Origin of the sequence: Fulvimonas sp. R45, from assembly GCF_030504985.1 — a bacterium.
Lineage (GTDB): Bacteria > Pseudomonadota > Gammaproteobacteria > Xanthomonadales > Rhodanobacteraceae > Rhodanobacter_A.
The window spans coordinates 102,126-118,514 of sequence record NZ_JASERU010000007.1 but is presented as its reverse complement, the minus strand read 5'-3'; the positions used below and the strand labels follow the sequence as shown (position 1 = coordinate 118,514).

Below are 16,389 nucleotides of genomic sequence, written 5' to 3'. Positions count from 1 at the left end.
GGGCCGCGGAAATCGCCGCGACGGCTCAGCGTGGATCGAACAGCCCGGTGGGGTATTCGGGCTTCTGCTCGCGGGCCATCAGCGCCTTCAGCCCCTCGACCGGCGTGACCTCGCCGTGCAGCACGGCGCGCACGCCGGCGGAGATCGGCAGGTCCAGGCCGTGCTTGGCGGCCAGCCGCATCACCTCGTCGGCGGTGAGCACGCTTTCCACCACCTGGCCGATCTGGCGCACCGCCTCGTCGATGGCCACGCCCTTGCCCAGCGCGAGGCCCAGCCGGCGGTTGCGCGACAGGTCGCCGGTGCAGGTGAGCACCAGGTCGCCGAGGCCGGACAGGCCCATCAGCGTCTCCGGCCGCGCGCCCAGCGCCACGCCCAGGCGCAGCATCTCGTTCATGCCGCGGGTGATCAGGCCGGCGCGGGCGTTCAGGCCCAGGCCCATGCCGTCGGCCACGCCGGTGGCCACCGCCAGCACGTTCTTCATCGCGCCGCCCAGCTCGGCGCCGAGCACGTCACTGCCGGAATAGGCGCGGAAGTCGGGCGCGTGCAGCATCGCGGCGAGCTTCTGCGCGAACGCCGCGTCCTCGGAGTGCACGGTGACCGCGCTGGGCATGCCGGCCGCCACTTCCTTGGCGAACGACGGCCCGGTGATCACCGCCGCCGGCCGGCCCGGCAGCTTCTGCGCCACCAGTTCGTGCAGGAAGCGGCCGGTGCCCGGCTCGAAGCCCTTGGTGGCCCAGGCGATCGCGGCGCCCGGCTCGAGCAGCGGCGCGATCTCGTCCAGGATCGAGGCGAACGCATGGCTGGGCACCACGATCAGCACGACCTCCGCGCCGCGCAGGGCGGCGCCGAGGTCGCTTTCGTAGGCCAGCGATTCCGGCAGTTCCAGGCCGGGCAGGTAGCGCTGGTTGCGGCGGCTGGCGGCCATCGCCGCCAGCGCCCGGGGGTCGCGTCCCCACAGTCGCGTGGGCGTGCCGTTGCGCGCGGCCAGCGCGGCCAGCGCGGTACCCCACGAGCCGGCGCCGAGGACGGCCAGGGTCGATGCTTCGGCCATGACTGGGCTCAGCTGTTGAGGGTCGGCGCCTCGTTGCCGCCCATCGCGCGGCGCTGCTGCTCGGCGGCGAACAGCGCGTCGAAGTTGATCGGCTGCAGCAGGAACGGCGGGAAGCCACCTTCCAGCACCAGCGAGGAGATCAGCTGCCGCGCGTACGGGAACAGCAGGTTCGGGCAGTAGCTGCCCATGATGCCGGCGCGGTCGGCCTCGCTGAAGCCGGCGATGCCGAACACGCCGGCCTGCTGCACCTCGGCCAGGTAGGCGGTGCGCTCGCCGATGGTGCAGGTCAGGGTGAGGCTGAGCACCACTTCGTACAGGTCGCCGCCCATGTCGGTGGCGCTCTGGCCCAGGTTCAGCTGCACCTGCGGCTGCTGGTCGGTCTCGCCGATTTCCTGGAAGATCTGCGGCGCGTTGGGCGCCTCGAAGGACACGTCCTTCACGTAGATCTTCTGCAGCACCAGCTGCGGCTGGCCGGCCTGGCCGTCGGCCTGGTCCAGGGTGGTCACTTCTGCCATCGGAAAGCCCCTCGTCGTGAAACGTTGCGTATGCGAAAGGGGTCGATTGTTCCATACATCCCCGCCCGCCGCCATCGCTCGGCTGGACAAAACTTGCGCAGCCACCTGTTTTTGCGGGAGAATGCGCGGCTCGACTTCCGCCAGCCCGGCTTTGCAGGGCGTGCCCGCGACGCGATGCGGCTTCAGGCGACGGCGAACGCAACAGCTCCGGCATCGCGTGGCGCAAGGCGCCGCTGGGCCGATGTCGCCCTGGCCAACGGGCGGTCAACAGAACACTACGGAGGTCATCATGGCCCGTGTATGCCAAGTCACCGGAAAGGGTGTGCAGACCGGCAACAACGTCTCGCATGCCAACAACAAGACCCGCCGCCGCTGGTTGCCGAACCTGCACGAGCGCCGCTTCTGGGTCGCCAGCGAGAACCGCTGGGTCAAGCTGCGCGTCTCCAACCACGCGCTGCGCACGATCGACAAGAAGGGCATCGAGGCCGTGATCGCCGAGCTGCGTGCCCGCGGTGAGAAGGTCTAAGGAGAACAATCATGGCCAAAGGCGCAAACGACAAGATCCGCCTGATTTCCTCGGCCGGTACCGGCCACTTCTACACCACGCAGAAGAACAAGAAGAACACGCCCGACAAGTTCGAGTTCAAAAAGTACGACCCGGTCGTGCGCAAGCACGTGATCTACAAGGAAGGCAAGATCAAGTGACGCAACGGCGCGTTCGCGCTCCGCGCGGACGCCCTTGCCGTTGCGTCATCCCGGCGCAGGCCGGGATCCAGTGAAGTACTCAAAACCCGCCGCAAGGCGGGTTTTTCTTTGCCCAGCAGCACTCCCCCGTCAAGGCCGCCCCCCCCCCCCCCCGGCGCAAGCCGGAGGCGCTTTCCAACAGACGAAAAATCGGTCGTCCAGCCACGACCACGCCAGCCCAGCCGCACGGCTACTGGATTCCGGCCTGCGCCGGAATGACGAACAAAAGCGCGATGGCGGCATGCACTGCGGGGGCGCCGCGCCAACCGGCGCCCCCTCGCTCGCGCCACCTTCGCGCGCCCTGCTGTAACGTAGCGCCAGCATCGGCACCCCGGAGGCCCGCCATGTCCACCGTCCGCATCCGCCCGTTCCTCGGCCTGGCCCTGGGCCTGTTCGTCGCCGCGGCAGCCGCCGCAACCGCCACCCACGGCACCGCCAGCGTCCGCTACGACCATCCCGAGAATTTCTCCGAGACCCGCGAAGTGCGCGCCTTCGCGCCCACGCGGGCGGATTCCGGCTACCTCGCCACCCTCAAGGCCTACATCGAGAAGCGGGCGGCGGCCATGCTGCCGCCGGGCGAGCGGCTGGACATCGTCGTCACCGACCTCCATCGTGCCGGCTCCTACCTGCCGACGGCGGGTTCGTTGAATCCGGTGCGCATCATCAAGGACATGTATCCGCCGCGCATCAGCCTGCGCTTCCGCCTGCTCGACAGCGACGGGAAGGTGATCCGCGAGGGCGACCGCCGCCTGGTCGACGCGGGTTTCATGTACGGCAGCCCCGGCGGGCTTGCCGACAGCGATCCGCTGCGCTACGAGAAGCGCCTGATCGACCGCTGGCTGGCCCGGGGGACGGCGAAGCTCTGACGGGGGGCGCGCGCTTGCCGCACCTCCTGCGGCAAGCGGCCAGTGGCGGCCCGCATCGCCACCAACGAAAAAGGCCCGCCATCGAGGCGGGCCTTTTCGGTTTTCACCGGCGCTCCGCTCAGGCGGTCGCCACGCTGTATCCCTTCAGCCGCTGCGCGAAGTCCTGCAGCGCGCGGATGCCGCTTTCCTCGGCCTCGTGGATCCACTGCTGCAGCCCCTTCAGCGCCTGCTCGGCGCCGCGTTGCTCCATCAACGCCGCCAGGCGGTTGCGGAAGTCGCACACGGTGCTCAGGGCGGGACGCTTGGCCAGCACCGCCTGCAGGCGGGCGCTGCCCTCGCTGTCCAGCCAGCGGCCACCGTCGGCCAGGGCGCGGCGCAGGCGGCGCGGCACGGCCTTGAGGTTCTCGCCGGCGTGGGCGGCTTCCTCGCGCAGGGTGGGCACGATCACGCCGCGGTAGTAGTCGGTCATCGCCTGGAAGCGGTGCGTGAGCACGGCCTTCAGCGTGTCGGCGTCGGGCAGGTGCACGTTGGGGCGCACGTCCAGCGTGGGCGCCACGCGCAGCACCTTGGCCAGGCCCACCGCGCGCAGGGCGCAGATCGCCGCCCAACCGATGTCGAACTCCCACTTGCGCAGCGCGAACTTGGCCGAGCTGGGGAAGGCGTGGTGGTTGTTGTGCAGCTCTTCGCCGCCGATCCAGACGCCCCACGGCACCAGGTTGGTGGCGGTGTCGGAGCTCTCGAAGTTGCGGTAGCCCCACCAGTGGCCGACGCCGTTGACGAAGCCGGCGGCCCAGAACGGGATCCACATCATCTGTACCGCCCAGATCGCGCCGCCGATCACGCCGAACAACGCCAGGTCGATCACCGCCATCAGCGCCGGGCCCCAGTACGGGTGGCCGCTGTAGAGCGCGCGCTCGATCCAGTCGTCCGGGGTGCCGCGGCCGTACTTCTCCAGGTCTTCCTTCACCTCGCTGGCATCGCGGTACAGCGACACGCCGTCCCAGAACACCTTCTTGATGCCGTAGATCTGCGGGCTGTGCGGGTCTTCCTCGGTTTCCACCTTGGCGTGGTGCTTGCGATGCACCGCCACCCATTCCTTGGTGACCATGCCCGTGGTGAGCCAGCCCCAGAAGCGGAAGAAGTGCGAGACCGACCAGTGCAGGTCGATGCCGCGGTGGGTCTGGCAGCGATGCAGGTACAGCGTCACCGTGAAGATGGTGAGCTGGGTCACCACCAGCAGGTAGACCAGCATGCCGACCCAACTGGCGTGGGCCACGCCGTGGGACAGGAAATTCAGTACGGCATCAAGCATCGAAGTAGCACTCGGGTACGTTGGGGGCAGTCTAGGGGAGGGGTTTCCGTACCCGCCAGCATGGATGGACGGCTGAACGTGCCATGGTAGGTCACGTGCCCCGCCCTTGCGTTAAGCCAAGGTAGGCGCAGTGTGATCGCCGCCGGTTGTTAAACGATGGGGCCGCCGTGACAATCATGCAATGATCGCGCCCGCCACCGGTTCAACCCCTGTATTGCAATGTGATCGCCTGTCGCGGCGCCGGGCGGGACGCCCGGCCGTGCGCGAGCTGAGCCTGGCACTGGCTTCCGGCGAGGTGCTGGGCCTGCTGGGCATCAACGGCGCGGGCAAGTCCACCACGCTGGCGATGATCGCCGGCGCGCTGCGGCCGGACAGCGGAACGATCCGGCTGGGCGGCGTGGATTTCCTGGAACATCCGGAGCTGGCCCGCGACCGCCTCGGCTGGCTGCCCGAACGTGCCCCGCTGTGGCCGGAACTGACCGTGCGGGAACACCTGGACGCCCACGGCCGCCTGCGCGGCCTGGCCGGCGCCGCGCTGCGGCAGGCACGCGAACGCATCGTGGAGCGGCTGGAACTGGCGCCGCTGTCGCGCCGCCTCGCCGGCGCGCTGTCGCAGGGCCAGCGCCAGCGCCTGGGCCTGGCCTGCGCGCTGCTGCACCGGCCCGCCCTGCTGGTGCTGGACGAGCCGGCCAACGCGCTCGACCCGGTGCAGAGCGCCGCGCTGCGCGCGCTGATCCGCGAGCAGGCCGCCGCCGGCACCGCGGTGATCCTGTCCACCCACCTGCTCGGCGAGGTGACCGCGGCCTGCGATCGCGTGGCGATCCTGCACGAGGGCGCGCTGCGCCACGACGGCCCGGTGGACGCGCACGACCACGCCGCGCTGGAGCGCCGCTTCTTCGACATCGCGATGGCCGGGGCGCGCGCCGCATGAGCACGTCCGCGGTGATGCGGCTGGAACTGCGCCGCCTGTTCGTGCGCCCGCTGGGCTGGGTGCTGGCCGCGCTGACCCTGGCCGAGCTGGCCTGGCGCTTCGTGCTGCTGCTGGGCAACTTCCTCGCCATGCAGGTGCGCCTGGCCGCCCTGCCCGGCGCCCCGGGTTTCACCGACCTGGCCGGCGTGCCGCTGCTCAGCAGCCTGCTCACCGGCGGCTTCATCCCGTTCGGCTTCACCGAGCTGGCGCTGATCGTGGTGCCGCTGCTGGCGATGTCCACGCTGGCCGGCGAGCGCAGCCAGGGCACCCTGCCGCTATTGTTCGGCAGCGGCCAGTCGGCTGCCGCCATCGTGCTGGGCAAGTATCTCGCGCTGATGGTCTGGCTGCTGCTGTGGCTGGCGCTGACCCTGGCGATGCCGCTGGCGCTGGCGCACGCCGCCACGCTGGACTGGGGCAAGCTGGCCGCCGCGGCGCTGGGCATGGTGCTGCTGCTGGCCGCGCTGGCGGCCGTCGGCATCGCCTGCTCGGCGTTCGCCTCGCACCCGGCCATCGCGGCTGCCTCCGCGATCCTGCTGGTGCTGGCGCTGTGCTCGCTGCAGATCGGCGCGCAGAGCGCCGGCGTGGACAGCGGCCTGGTCAACTGGCTGGCCCTGCCCAGCCATCTCGAACCCCTGCTGCGCGGGCTGGTATCCAGCGCCGACGTCGCGTGGTTCCTGCTGCTCGCCGCCGTGGCGCTGGCGCTGGCGGTGCGCCGCGTCGCCGCCGAGAAGGAGCGCGACTGATGCGCGACCTGCTCCGGCGCCTCGACGGCTGGCTGTTCGCGCTGCTGCTGCTGGCCGGCGCGGGCGCGCTGGGCTTTCTCAGCCTGCACTACGGCCGTACCGCCGACTGGACCGCCGGCGGCCGCGCCAGCCTGTCGCCGGAAAGCCGCGCGGTGCTCGACCGGCTGCCCGGCCCGGTGGAGATCGTCAGCTACGCCAATCCGCAGGGCGACCTGCGCCAGACCATCGCCGCCTTCGTCGAACGCTACCGGCGGGCGAAGCCCGACCTCACGCTGCGCTTCGTCGACCCCGAGCAGGACCCGGCGAAGATGCGCCGGCTCGGCATCACCGTGAACGGCGAGCTGGTCGCGCACTACCACGGCCGCGAGGAACGCCTCGACGAACTGTCCGAACGCAGCCTGACCAACGCGCTGGAGCGCCTGGCGCGCGGCGGCGAGCGTATCGTCGCCTTCGTCACCGGCGACGGCGAGCGGCTGGCCGGCGGCAAGGCCAACGCCGACCTCGGCACCTTCATGGCGCAGCTGGAGCCGCAAGGCCTGCGCGCGGTGCCGCTGAATTTCTCGCAGGTTACCGCGGTGCCGCAGGGCACCGACCTCGTGGTGCTGGCCAGCCCCGCGCTGCCGCTGCCCGCCGGCGCGGTGAAGGCGCTCACCGACTACCTCGCCGGTGGCGGCAACCTGCTGTGGCTGACCGAGCCCGGCGCGCCGGTGCCGCCGCCGCTGGCCGACGCGCTGGGCATCCGCGTGCTGCCCGGCGTGCTGGTGGACGGCGCCGGCGCGGCACTGGGGCTGAAGGACCCGCGCATGGTCGCGGTGGGCCAGTATCCGGCGCAGGCGATCACCCGCGGCTTCGCCCTCGCCACCCTGTTCCCGCAGGTCGCGCCGCTGGCCGAGGCCGACGCCAGCCAGTGGAAGATCGAGCCCCTCCTGCGCTCCGGCGCGCAGAGCTGGAACGAGCTGCAGCCGGTCGACGACGCCCATCCCTCGACCATCCGCTACGACGCCGGCAGCGGCGAGCTGAAGGGGCCGCTGGACTTCGGCTTCGCGCTGTCGCGGCTGTCGCCCGACCCGGGCAAGAACGTGCAGCGCGCGGTGGTGATCGGCGACGGCGACTTCCTCTCCAACAGCTTCCTCGGCAACGGCGGCAACCGCGCGCTGGGCGAGCGCGTGTTCGACTGGCTGCTGGGCGACGACGCGCTGGTCGACCTGCCGCCGCGCGGCGCGCCGGACCGCGTGCTGCGCCTGTCGCAGGCCGGGCTGGACGCGCTGGGCATCGGCTTCATCGTGGGCCTGCCGCTGCTGCTGCTGATCGCCGGCGGCTTCATCGCCTGGCGCCGGCGCCGCGGATGAAGCGCGCCGCGCGACATCGGCTGGCGCTGCTCGCTGGCGTGGCCGCGCTGCTGGCGCTGGCGCTGTGGCAATGGCGCGTCGACCGCGCCGCCGCACCCGGCACCCTGCTCGACATCGACCCGGCCGCCGTGACGGCGGTCGAGCTGCAACTCGACAGCACGTCCATGCACTACGCCCGCCGCGACGGCCACTGGTGGCGCACCGACGGCACGCCCGCCCGGGCGGACGACGCCCGCATCGATGCGCTGGCCGCCATCGCCGCCGCCCCGGTCGGGCACTGGCGCCCGGCCGCCGACTTCGACGCCGCCAAGGTAGGCCTGGCCGCTCCGCACGCGGTGCTGACGCTGGACGGCCACGCGCTGCGCTTCGGCGCCGCTGCCGCGATCGGCCACCGCTGCTACGTGCAGCGCGGCGCGCGGGTGGCCCTGGTCTCGCTGCGCTACATGCCGCAGGCGCCGCGCAGCGAACGGCTCGACCTGCAGTGAACCGGCTGCGGCGATAATCGCTCCATGCCCGAACTCCCCGAAGTCGAGACCACCCGCCGCGGCATCGCTCCGCACCTCGTCGGCCGCCGCATCACCGCGGTGACGCTGCGCCGCCCCGACCTGCGCTGGCCGATCCCGCGCGAGGTGGCCGAGCGGCTGCCCGGCCAGCGCGTGGACGCGGTGGAGCGCCGCGCCAAGTACCTGCTGCTGCACACTGCCGCCGGCAGCGCCCTGCTGCACCTGGGCATGAGCGGCATGCTGCGCGTGCTGCCGCCGGACGCGCCCGTCGGCCCGCACGACCATGTCGACATCGGCTTCGAGCGCACCGCGGCGGAGGGCCCGCGCGTGTTGCGCTTCACCGACCCGCGCCGCTTCGGCTGCCTGCTGTGGCAGCCACCCGGCGCAACGCACGAGCTGCTCGCCGGCCTCGGCCCCGAGCCGCTCACCGACGCCTTCGACGGCGAGCTGCTGTGGCACCTCTCGCGCGGCCGCCGCGCCGCGGTGAAATTGTTCCTGATGGACAACGCCGTCGTCGTCGGCGTGGGCAACATCTACGCCAGCGAGGCGCTGTTCGCCGCCGGCGTCGACCCGCGCCGCGCCGCCGGCCAGGTCTCGCGCGCACGCTACGCGCGGCTGGCGGCGGAGGTGAAGCGCATCCTCGCCTACGCCATCGAGCGCGGCGGCACCACCCTGCGCGACTTCCTCGCCCCCGACGGCGCGCCGGGCTACTTCTTCCGCGAGCTGATGGCCTACGGACGCGCGGGCGAGCCGTGCAAGGTCTGCGGCACGCCGATCCGCCAGGCGGTGCTGGGGCAGCGTTCCACGTTCTGGTGCCCGCACTGCCAGAGATGATCCGCCGGCGCTAGAGGCGCAGTTCCCGCTCCATCGCCTCGTCGACGTCGCAATAGGCGTGCGCCGCCTCGACGCGCCGCTCGAAGCGGAAGTCGAACGGCGGGCGGCCGGGCAACCCGTCGCTGTTGCGTTCGAAGCGGTAGATGTCGAAATGCACCGGCGCCGCCGCCGCATAGCCGGTGCCGATCGCGCGCCAGGCCCGCACCAGCCGCGCCGCGCTGCCGCTGTCGAAAAGGGCGAAATCCTGCAGCCGGCAATCGGCGCCGCCCGAGACGGTCAACTCGTGACGTTCCTTCAGCGCGTTGCCCGGTTCGCCGAACACGGGCACCAGCAGCAGCCGGCCGGCATCGCCCTTGCCGGGCCTGGCGTAGATCGTCGCCACCGAGAAACCGTGCGCGTTGTAATTCTCGCGCCAGGCATAGGCCACGATCGCCTCGTGACCCGCCAGCGTGATCCGGTTGAAGCCGTTGCGCAACGGGACCTCGCGGAACCCGCGGGACGCCGGCGGGGTCGCGGCCTGCGCAGCCATGCAGGCGAACAGCACGCCAGGCACCCATCGCCGGACGATCGTTTTCATGGGCCCCTCCGCAGGATCACGGCGACCAGCCTACCCGTCGCATCGGCGTTTTCCCCGGCGCCGGGGTGGCAGCCGCATGGAGTTCAGGGCCAGTGCAGCGCGATATGCGTGTTGTTGAACCGCGGGTCATCCATGCCGCCGCCGAGCCGCGCCACGAGGCCGCCCGGCACGCCTTCCACCTCCAGCGCCTGGCCGTCGGCGAAACGTGCGCCCAGCGCCTCCAGTTCCACCAGCCGCTGGCACAACGCGCCGGCGCGGTCGAGTTCGCGGTCGGGCACGCCGTGCAGGCTGATGTCGGGGCGGCCGAACTTGCGCAGGCCGCGGGTGTGGATCCAGTGCCGGCCGGGACCGTCGTCGTCGCGCAGGATCAGCACGTGGTGGCGGATCGGCGCGCCATCCTTCACCAGGTAATGCCGGCGCCAGCTTCCGGCGTCGAACAGGCTGAGCATCTGCGGATCGAGCACGGCCACGCCACCGCTGTCCAGCAGCGCCGCCAGCACGCCCTGCACGTCGCGCAGGTAGCCGGTGTCGGGGCGGTCCGGCAGGCTGCCGCGCAGCACCAGCACTTCGGGGGCGTCGAGCGCGCGCTTGTAGGCCTCGGGCGCGTCGTCCTTGAACATCCGGCCCAGCGCGCCCTTCAACGGATAGCCTTCCCACTGGCGCAGCGCGGCGTGGTGGTGGCTGCTCAACTCGATGCCCTTCGGCAGGCCGGGGCTGCCGTAGCGTTCGGAGGGCACGCGCTCGGGCGTGAAGCGGCCGAACACGTAGAACTGCAGCACGATCGTCTCGTCGCCCGGCTGCCAATGTGGGCGCTGCCAGGCGGGGATGGTCACGGGGGCGGTCATGCGGTTCGTTCCTTGGTGATGGTAGAGAGCCGACGCAGTGCAACGCGACTGTTCGGGCCAGCCGTAATGCCGCCGCCGTGAAGTCGATGCCCGCGCGGAAGCGCCTTCGACTCCGCCGCTATGCGGCTACGCTCAGGGCGAACGACGGCCGGGATCGTCCTCGCCCAGCGGCAATACGGCCTGCTGCAATTCGATCCGGCCGCGGCCCTCGGTGATCTTCTTGAACTCGGCCCGGCTCACCGAGACATAACGGTCGTTGCCGCCGATCTCAACCTGCGGGCCCTCGGTGACCGCGCGTCCCTGTTCGTCGACGCGCACCACCATGGTGGCCTTGCGGCCGGTGTGGCAGATGGTCTTGATCTCTTCCAGGTTGTCCGCCCAGGCCAGCAGGTAGCGGCTGCCCTCGAACAGCTCGCCGCGGAAGTCGGTACGCAGGCCGTAGGCCAGCACCGGGATGTCCAGCCGGTCGACCACGTCGCTGAGTTGCCACACCTGCTGCTTGTTCAGGAATTGCGCCTCGTCGACGAACACACAATGCAACGGACCACGCGCAGCGATATCGGCCCCGACCAGCGCGAAGAGGTTCTCGCCGCCGCCGAAGCGGCGCGCGTTCGCCTTCAGCCCGATGCGCGAGGCCACCACCCCCTCGCCGTAGCGGTCGTCCAGGGCCGGGGTGAGGATCAGCGTGCGCATGCCGCGCTCGTGGTAGTTGTACGCGCTCTGCAGCAGCGTGGTGGTCTTGCCGGCGTTCATCGCCGAATAATAGAAGTAGAGCTTGGCCATGTCGGTACGCCGGGTGCCGGATCGTGCATGGTAGCGCGCCGGGTCGCGGCCGGCCGCTCTGCTACCATCGGCCGCCGCCCCACGACCGCGTCGATCCATGCTCAATCCGCAACAACTGGCCGCCATCGAACACTGCGATACGCCGCTGCTGGTGCTGGCCGGCGCGGGTTCCGGCAAGACCAGCGTGATCACGCAGAAGATCGCCCACCTGATCCAGCGGCGGAAGCTGCCGGCGTCGAAGATCGCGGCGATCACCTTCACCAACAAGGCCGCGCGCGAGATGCGCGAGCGCGTGGGCAAGCTGGTGTCGGCCGAGGACGCCGCCGCGCTCACCGTATGCACCTTCCACGCGCTGGGGCTGAAGTTCCTGCAGATCGAGCACGAGCGCGCAGGCCTGCGCCGCGGCTTCTCGGTGCTGGACGCGGACGACAGCGAGGGCATCGTGAAGGAGTTGGCGCCCAAGGGGGCGAAGCCCGACGTGCTGTTCGGCCTGCGCAACCTGCTGGGCCGGGCCAAGAACGCCGGCCTGTCGCCGGAGGAGGCGCTGGCCGCCGCGCGCAGCCCGAAGGAGCTGGAGGCAGCGACGATCTACGAGCTCTACCAGGCCCGCCTGGCCGCCTTCAACGCGGTGGACTTCGACGACCTGATCCGGCTGCCGCTGCGCATCCTGGAAAGCGACACCGGATGCCGCGACGCCTGGCGCGAACGGCTACGCTACCTGCTGGTGGACGAGTACCAGGACACCAACGACGCCCAGTACCGGCTGCTCAAGGCGCTGGCCGGCGAGCGCGGCCGCATCACCTGCGTGGGCGACGACGACCAGTCCATCTACGCCTGGCGCGGCGCCAATCCCGAGAACATCGACCAGCTCGGCCGCGACTGGCCGGATCTGCGCGTGATCAAGCTGGAGCAGAACTACCGCTGCGGCAGGCGCATCCTGCGCGCGGCCAACCAGCTGATCGCCAACAACCCGCACCTGCACGAGAAGAAACTCTGGAGCGAGCACCCGGAAGGCGCGCCGATCCGCGTGCTGGAATGCAGGGAAGCCGAGCACGAGGCCGAGAAGGTGGCGGCGATCATCGCCACGCTGGCCGAGAAGCACAAGGCGCGCTGGCACGACGTCGCCATCCTCTACCGCGGCAACTTCCAGGCGCGTCCGCTGGAAAAGGCGCTGCGCCTGGCGCGCATCCCCTACCACCTCACCGGCGCGCTGAGTTTCCTCGACCGCGCCGAGGTGAAGGACCTGCTCTGCTACCTGCGCCTGCTCACCAACCCCAGCGACGACGCCGCCTTCCTGCGCGTGGTCAACGTGCCCAAGCGCGAGATCGGCGCCACCACGCTGGAGAAGCTGGGGCAGTTCGCGCAATCGAGGCATTGCTCGCTGCTGGAAGCCACGCGCAGCGACGCCGTGCTGCGCCAGCTGTCGCCGCGCCCCGCCGCGGCGCTGGCCGGCTTCGCCGACCTGGTCGACGAACTGCGCAGCGCCTCGCTGCACGAAAGCGCGGCCGACCTCGTCGAGCGTGTGCTCAAGCGCACCGGCTACGCCGCGCAGCTCGCCGCCGCCACCCCCGACGCCAGCGTGCGCGAGCGCAAGCTCGGCAACCTGCGCGAGCTGGCCGACTGGTTCCGCGCCATGCAGAAGGACGGCAACAGCGCGGGCGACCTCGCCTCGCAGCTCGCCCTGCTCAGCCACGCCGATCGCGACGACCCCGGCAACGCCGTGCGCATGATGACCCTGCACGCCGCCAAGGGTCTGGAGTTCCGCTTCGTCTTCATCGTCGGCTGCGAGGAAGGCACCCTGCCGCACGAAGGCGCCATCGACGAGGGCCGCATCGACGAGGAACGCCGCCTGATGTACGTGGGCATCACCCGCGCCAAGGAAATGCTCACCCTGTCGTGGTCGGCCCGGACGAAACGCTACGGCGAGATTCACGCCAACCAGCCCAGCCGCTTCCTGCACGAACTGCCGCAGGACGACCTGCACTGGCAGGGCAAGGACCCCGAGGCCGACAAGGAAGTGGTGCGCGAGACGGCGGAGTCGCACATGGCGAAGATCGCGGCGATGCTGAACGCCAGGTAGAACCTTCGGCAGTTTGCCGCTCACATGATGGCTTGAGGAAAATACCGTGATCCGGCCATCGTTCCTGTGGCATAAAAGCGAAGCCCTCCTTTTGGGAGGGCTTCGCTTAATTGGAACGCCTTCGGCTTCGATCAATTGCCTGCGTTGCCGAACTTCCAGTCCGCCTGCAGCATGATCTCCCGACCGTACACGTTGTAGTTCTGCGTGTTGTAGTACGGGAAGCTGGCCTGGTACGAGGGATCCCTGGGCGGCATCTTGTTGGTCAGATTGTCGACCATCACCGAGAGGTCCAGGCCCTTTAGGAGCGACGGCGAGTACGTGAGACTCCAGTTCCAGGTAATCCATGGCGACACGCGTCCGGCGCCCGGATAGTTCGCACCATTGACCAGTCCCGTATAGTTCGGGGTCGGTCCGTAGCGATGCCAGTACAAGGTGCTTCCCCAAGTGCCGTGCAGCGACCAGCTGAGGGCTCCGCTTGCAATGCTCTTGAACTCCGAGCTGTAGAGTGGATTGGTCAACTGGTCGATCTTCGGGCTGCCGGGATAGACCTGGTAGTCGTGCTTGAGCATGTCGTTGTAATCAAACTTCAACCCGAAGGTGCCGACCGGCGTCGGGTTGAACTGGTAACTTGCCTGCGCGGTTACCGACTCCGTCGACTCGTTCGAGATGTTGACGTTGTACTGCGTGATGCTGGCGACCTGGCCTGTCGTCGGATCGCGCATGACCTGGTTCAGCGCCGCCTGACAATCCGGCGAGTCCGCCGGAAGTTGGCCCAGCCGACACTGCGCCTCTTCCTTCAGCAGCAGATCTGCGGATTGCGGGGCGATTTCATTGGCGATGTTGATATGCAGATAATCGACCGCCAGGCTCATTCTCTCGATAGGCGCCCATACGAAACCTACCGTCCAGCTCTTGGCGGTCGTGGGTTTCAGCTTGGGGTTCGCCAATGTCTCGCCGGATACTTCGTAGTTCCAATTGGCGTTGCAATCCTTGCCGCCACCTTGCGTGGTGCAGAGGTAGTAATCGGTAATGTTCTGGTAATTGCCGCTCGGGCCTAGGAACAGCGCCGACATGTCAGGCGCGAGGAACGAGGTTGCATAGTTGCCGCGCAACAGCAGGCTCTGGAACGGACGGTACTCGATGCCTGCCTTGTAGGTGAACTTGTGGTTGGCGGCCGCATCCGTCTTGTAGTGGTCGTAGCGTCCGGACAAATCGAGGGTCACCTGCTGGAGCACCGGCAGGTTGAGCTCGAAGGCCGATGCGTAATGCGTGCGCTTGCCACCACCCGACGTACCGGTGAGCCCCCAGACCTCGTTGTTGAGGATCAGAGGGTTGAGCGGCTCGTACCAGGCTTGGCTGCCGCCTTCGATCAGCCATGCAACACCCGCGTCTCCGCCCGGCAGGTGGAACAGGCTGTCGTTGCTGACCGTGGCCCGCGTGTTGTTGACCCAGGTGTTGGAAGACCCGCTGATGTTGCGCATGAAGCCGGCCAGTTGGGCCGTCGTCAGTGGCGTATAGAAGGCCTGGTAGTTCGGGTTGTACATGGCCAAGCCGAGTTCGTCGTAGCCGACAATCGGGCCAAGGATGTTGCTGAAGTATGCATCCACGGGCTCTTTCATACGTTCGGGCGAGCTGGTGTTAGTGCGGTCGCCCGAACGCAGGTAATACACGTCCCAGTTCCAGCCGGAATCACCGAAGGTGCCGTTCGCGCCGATGTCGGCTTGGTAGAGCAGGTCGTTCTGGCGCCCGAGCTGGTTGTAGTAGTCGTTACCCACTTCCTCGGGTCCGAACACGCGTTCTGGATAAAGGATGTCGCCCGTCTTCGCATCGGCAATGTAGCCACCGAGATCGCCTGGGCCCCACCAGTTGAAATTGGAACCCGGAGTCCATTTCTCCTGCTGCCAATCAACCAGCATATCGCTGTAGAAGCGCAGGTTCTCGTTGACGTTGTAGCGTAATTTCAGCATGCCGTCATAGCTGCGGTTCTGGTTCTGCAGCGTGGTGTAGCCCAACACATCGCGCGAACCGCAATACGTGCCCGTACGCGTGGTGACGGTCGAATGCGTTTCATGGGTAGTGCCATGGAACAGGCCGCTCATAGCGGCGCATCCGTCCGCCGGACTGACGTAGCCTATTTCCTTGAGATATCCATTATTGAAATAATCGTCGGGCGTGCCGTAGTTGGCAATCAGCGCGACAGCCTCGGGCGAACGATTCTGACGAGTGAGCGAGCGCTGGTATGCCCAGATCGGCGACTGGTTGTCGAACTCGAACGAGCCGAGGACATTGAGCTTGCCGAAGTCGTGCCCGAACGAGAGGCCAATGCGCTGGTTCGCGCCGCCACCATCCTTGTAGTTGCCCGTGCGCACGAAGACCTCGGCGCCGTCCATGTGCTGCTTGGTGATGATGTTCACCACGCCGGCGATGGCCTGCGAGCCGTAGATCGACGATCCACCGCCAGGGATGATGTCGATATGGTCGATCATCGACAGCGGGATGTTGGAGATGTTGGTGAAGTTGCTCTGGCCGTTATAGAGCTGACCGAACTGGGTGATTGGCTTTCCGTCGATCAGCGTCAACGTGTATTCGGGGTTCAGGCCGTAAAGGCTGATCGTCTGCGCGCCCTGGGTAAAGCCGCCGCTTTCCTGCGGGCCTTGTACCGAACCGGTGGCCATGACCGAATTCTGCAGGACGTCCTGCACGCTGCTGAAGCCGCGTGCTTTGATGTCGTCCGCGGTAATCGTATAGGTGGGCGTGGCCGTCTGGATCTGCGCATTGTTGATCAGCGATCCGCTGACCACCACGGTATCGAGCCTTTTGGCCTGCTTTTCACCGGCAGTTGCAGACCCGGTTTTCGTATCGGTATCAGTGGTCTGCGTGTCGGTGTTCGCTGACTGGCTGTCGCCCTGTGCCTGGCTTGGCGACGGCTGGACCGCGGCATATGAAACCGAGACAGCACCGAACGCCAAAGCTGCCACGACGGCAACCGTAAGCTTAGATTTCAGCATGGTGTTCCCCTAGCTTGAGTACTTGGACTCACGCGTAGATGCGGCTCCGCCAAACCGCTTCCTTATCTTCCCGGATCTTGCTCACGCCCTGACGCGGCGGCGGACCGGCTCCCCACAGGATGACCTGCTTGGCCTCTGTTTAACACAGACATCACTTTTGGTACAGCAAATTAGCCACGTAAAATCATGTAGTTACGTACTTTTTTGCG

At 68.6% G+C, this 16,389-nt stretch carries 16 protein-coding genes; 9 read left to right on the top strand and 7 right to left on the bottom strand.

Annotated features, from left to right (window positions below; all coding sequences use genetic code 11):
• Positions 1-25 precede the first annotated feature (25 nt).
• Both QMK61_RS08835 and secB read right to left on the bottom strand, forming a co-directional pair.
• Positions 26-1,051, bottom strand: coding sequence for an NAD(P)H-dependent glycerol-3-phosphate dehydrogenase (locus QMK61_RS08835; protein ID WP_302071826.1), 1,026 nt, complete (start codon positions 1,049-1,051; stop codon positions 26-28).
• 8 nt (positions 1,052-1,059) lie between these two features.
• Entirely contained in the window at positions 1,060-1,566 is a 507-nt protein-coding gene (gene secB / locus QMK61_RS08830; RefSeq protein ID WP_302071825.1) for a protein-export chaperone SecB, read from the bottom strand.
• 289 nt (positions 1,567-1,855) lie between these two features.
• Between secB and rpmB the strand changes: the two genes are divergently transcribed.
• From rpmB to QMK61_RS08815, 3 genes are all read left to right on the top strand, one after another.
• Positions 1,856-2,092 carry a 50S ribosomal protein L28 gene (gene rpmB / locus QMK61_RS08825; RefSeq protein WP_302071824.1) on the top strand — a complete coding sequence of 79 codons (237 nt, stop codon included), beginning with the start codon at positions 1,856-1,858 and terminating at the stop codon, positions 2,090-2,092.
• 11 nt (positions 2,093-2,103) lie between these two features.
• Complete coding sequence (gene rpmG, locus QMK61_RS08820; protein ID WP_302071823.1) at positions 2,104-2,271, top strand: 50S ribosomal protein L33; 168 nt, start codon at positions 2,104-2,106, stop codon at positions 2,269-2,271.
• A 383-nt stretch (positions 2,272-2,654) separates the two neighbouring features.
• Positions 2,655-3,176: a DUF3016 domain-containing protein gene (locus tag QMK61_RS08815; protein ID WP_302071822.1), complete on the top strand. Its 522-nt coding sequence runs from the start codon at positions 2,655-2,657 to the stop codon at positions 3,174-3,176.
• Positions 3,177-3,294: 118 nt separating this feature from the next.
• Here QMK61_RS08815 and QMK61_RS08810 read toward each other — a convergent pair whose 3' ends face one another.
• The gene (locus QMK61_RS08810; RefSeq protein WP_302071821.1) at positions 3,295-4,488 is read right to left on the bottom strand and encodes a fatty acid desaturase; all 1,194 of its coding nucleotides are present in this window, start codon (positions 4,486-4,488) and stop codon (positions 3,295-3,297) included.
• A 181-nt stretch (positions 4,489-4,669) separates the two neighbouring features.
• Here QMK61_RS08810 and QMK61_RS08805 point away from each other — a divergent pair, with 181 nt between their 5' ends.
• From QMK61_RS08805 to mutM, 5 genes are read left to right on the top strand one after another with little or no spacing between them, the layout of a single operon-like run.
• The gene (locus QMK61_RS08805; protein WP_302071820.1) at positions 4,670-5,419 is read left to right on the top strand and encodes an ABC transporter ATP-binding protein; all 750 of its coding nucleotides are present in this window, start codon (positions 4,670-4,672) and stop codon (positions 5,417-5,419) included.
• The gene (locus QMK61_RS08800; RefSeq protein ID WP_302071819.1) at positions 5,416-6,201 is read left to right on the top strand and encodes an ABC transporter permease; all 786 of its coding nucleotides are present in this window, start codon (positions 5,416-5,418) and stop codon (positions 6,199-6,201) included. Before QMK61_RS08805 ends, QMK61_RS08800 begins: the two co-directional genes overlap by 4 nt.
• A complete protein-coding gene (locus tag QMK61_RS08795; protein ID WP_302071818.1) occupies positions 6,201-7,550 on the top strand; it encodes a Gldg family protein in 1,350 nt (449 codons plus the stop codon). Before QMK61_RS08800 ends, QMK61_RS08795 begins: the two co-directional genes overlap by 1 nt.
• The gene (locus QMK61_RS08790; RefSeq protein WP_302071817.1) at positions 7,547-8,035 is read left to right on the top strand and encodes a hypothetical protein; all 489 of its coding nucleotides are present in this window, start codon (positions 7,547-7,549) and stop codon (positions 8,033-8,035) included. The genes QMK61_RS08795 and QMK61_RS08790 overlap by 4 nt, the downstream gene beginning before the upstream one ends.
• Before the next feature lie 24 nt (positions 8,036-8,059).
• On the top strand, positions 8,060-8,887 hold the full coding sequence (mutM, locus tag QMK61_RS08785; protein ID WP_302071816.1) for a bifunctional DNA-formamidopyrimidine glycosylase/DNA-(apurinic or apyrimidinic site) lyase: 828 nt from the start codon (positions 8,060-8,062) through the stop codon (positions 8,885-8,887).
• 10 nt (positions 8,888-8,897) lie between these two features.
• On the opposite strand, the gene QMK61_RS08780 is transcribed toward mutM, so the two are convergent.
• The 3 genes from QMK61_RS08780 to QMK61_RS08770 all read right to left on the bottom strand — a co-directional run bounded on the left by QMK61_RS08780 (position 8,898) and on the right by QMK61_RS08770 (position 11,092).
• A complete protein-coding gene (locus QMK61_RS08780; RefSeq protein WP_302071815.1) occupies positions 8,898-9,464 on the bottom strand; it encodes a hypothetical protein in 567 nt (188 codons plus the stop codon).
• Positions 9,465-9,547: 83 nt separating this feature from the next.
• The gene (locus tag QMK61_RS08775) at positions 9,548-10,309 is read right to left on the bottom strand and encodes a hypothetical protein (RefSeq protein ID WP_302071814.1); all 762 of its coding nucleotides are present in this window, start codon (positions 10,307-10,309) and stop codon (positions 9,548-9,550) included.
• 132 nt (positions 10,310-10,441) lie between these two features.
• Entirely contained in the window at positions 10,442-11,092 is a 651-nt protein-coding gene (locus QMK61_RS08770; protein WP_302071813.1) for a thymidine kinase, read from the bottom strand.
• 97 nt (positions 11,093-11,189) lie between these two features.
• Between QMK61_RS08770 and QMK61_RS08765 the strand changes: the two genes are divergently transcribed.
• On the top strand, positions 11,190-13,172 hold the full coding sequence (locus QMK61_RS08765) for a UvrD-helicase domain-containing protein (RefSeq protein WP_302071812.1): 1,983 nt from the start codon (positions 11,190-11,192) through the stop codon (positions 13,170-13,172).
• 131 nt (positions 13,173-13,303) lie between these two features.
• Here QMK61_RS08765 and QMK61_RS08760 read toward each other — a convergent pair whose 3' ends face one another.
• On the bottom strand, positions 13,304-16,180 hold the full coding sequence (locus tag QMK61_RS08760; protein ID WP_302071811.1) for a TonB-dependent receptor: 2,877 nt from the start codon (positions 16,178-16,180) through the stop codon (positions 13,304-13,306).
• Positions 16,181-16,389 lie beyond the last annotated feature (209 nt).

Bases quoted from the DNA above. Each gene is read 5' to 3' on its own strand.
- QMK61_RS08835 (WP_302071826.1), bottom strand. From the start codon at position 1,051: ATGGCCGAAGCATCGACCCTGGCCGTCCTCGGCGCCGGCTCGTGGGGT.
- secB (WP_302071825.1), bottom strand. From the start codon at position 1,566: ATGGCAGAAGTGACCACCCTGGACCAGGCCGACGGCCAGGCCGGCCAG.
- rpmB (WP_302071824.1), top strand. From the start codon at position 1,856: ATGGCCCGTGTATGCCAAGTCACCGGAAAGGGTGTGCAGACCGGCAAC.
- rpmG (WP_302071823.1), top strand. From the start codon at position 2,104: ATGGCCAAAGGCGCAAACGACAAGATCCGCCTGATTTCCTCGGCCGGT.
- QMK61_RS08815 (WP_302071822.1), top strand. From the start codon at position 2,655: ATGTCCACCGTCCGCATCCGCCCGTTCCTCGGCCTGGCCCTGGGCCTG.
- QMK61_RS08810 (WP_302071821.1), bottom strand. From the start codon at position 4,488: ATGCTTGATGCCGTACTGAATTTCCTGTCCCACGGCGTGGCCCACGCC.
- QMK61_RS08805 (WP_302071820.1), top strand. From the start codon at position 4,670: ATGATCGCGCCCGCCACCGGTTCAACCCCTGTATTGCAATGTGATCGC.
- QMK61_RS08800 (WP_302071819.1), top strand. From the start codon at position 5,416: ATGAGCACGTCCGCGGTGATGCGGCTGGAACTGCGCCGCCTGTTCGTG.
- QMK61_RS08795 (WP_302071818.1), top strand. From the start codon at position 6,201: ATGCGCGACCTGCTCCGGCGCCTCGACGGCTGGCTGTTCGCGCTGCTG.
- QMK61_RS08790 (WP_302071817.1), top strand. From the start codon at position 7,547: ATGAAGCGCGCCGCGCGACATCGGCTGGCGCTGCTCGCTGGCGTGGCC.
- mutM (WP_302071816.1), top strand. From the start codon at position 8,060: ATGCCCGAACTCCCCGAAGTCGAGACCACCCGCCGCGGCATCGCTCCG.
- QMK61_RS08780 (WP_302071815.1), bottom strand. From the start codon at position 9,464: ATGAAAACGATCGTCCGGCGATGGGTGCCTGGCGTGCTGTTCGCCTGC.
- QMK61_RS08775 (WP_302071814.1), bottom strand. From the start codon at position 10,309: ATGACCGCCCCCGTGACCATCCCCGCCTGGCAGCGCCCACATTGGCAG.
- QMK61_RS08770 (WP_302071813.1), bottom strand. From the start codon at position 11,092: ATGGCCAAGCTCTACTTCTATTATTCGGCGATGAACGCCGGCAAGACC.
- QMK61_RS08765 (WP_302071812.1), top strand. From the start codon at position 11,190: ATGCTCAATCCGCAACAACTGGCCGCCATCGAACACTGCGATACGCCG.
- QMK61_RS08760 (WP_302071811.1), bottom strand. From the start codon at position 16,180: ATGCTGAAATCTAAGCTTACGGTTGCCGTCGTGGCAGCTTTGGCGTTC.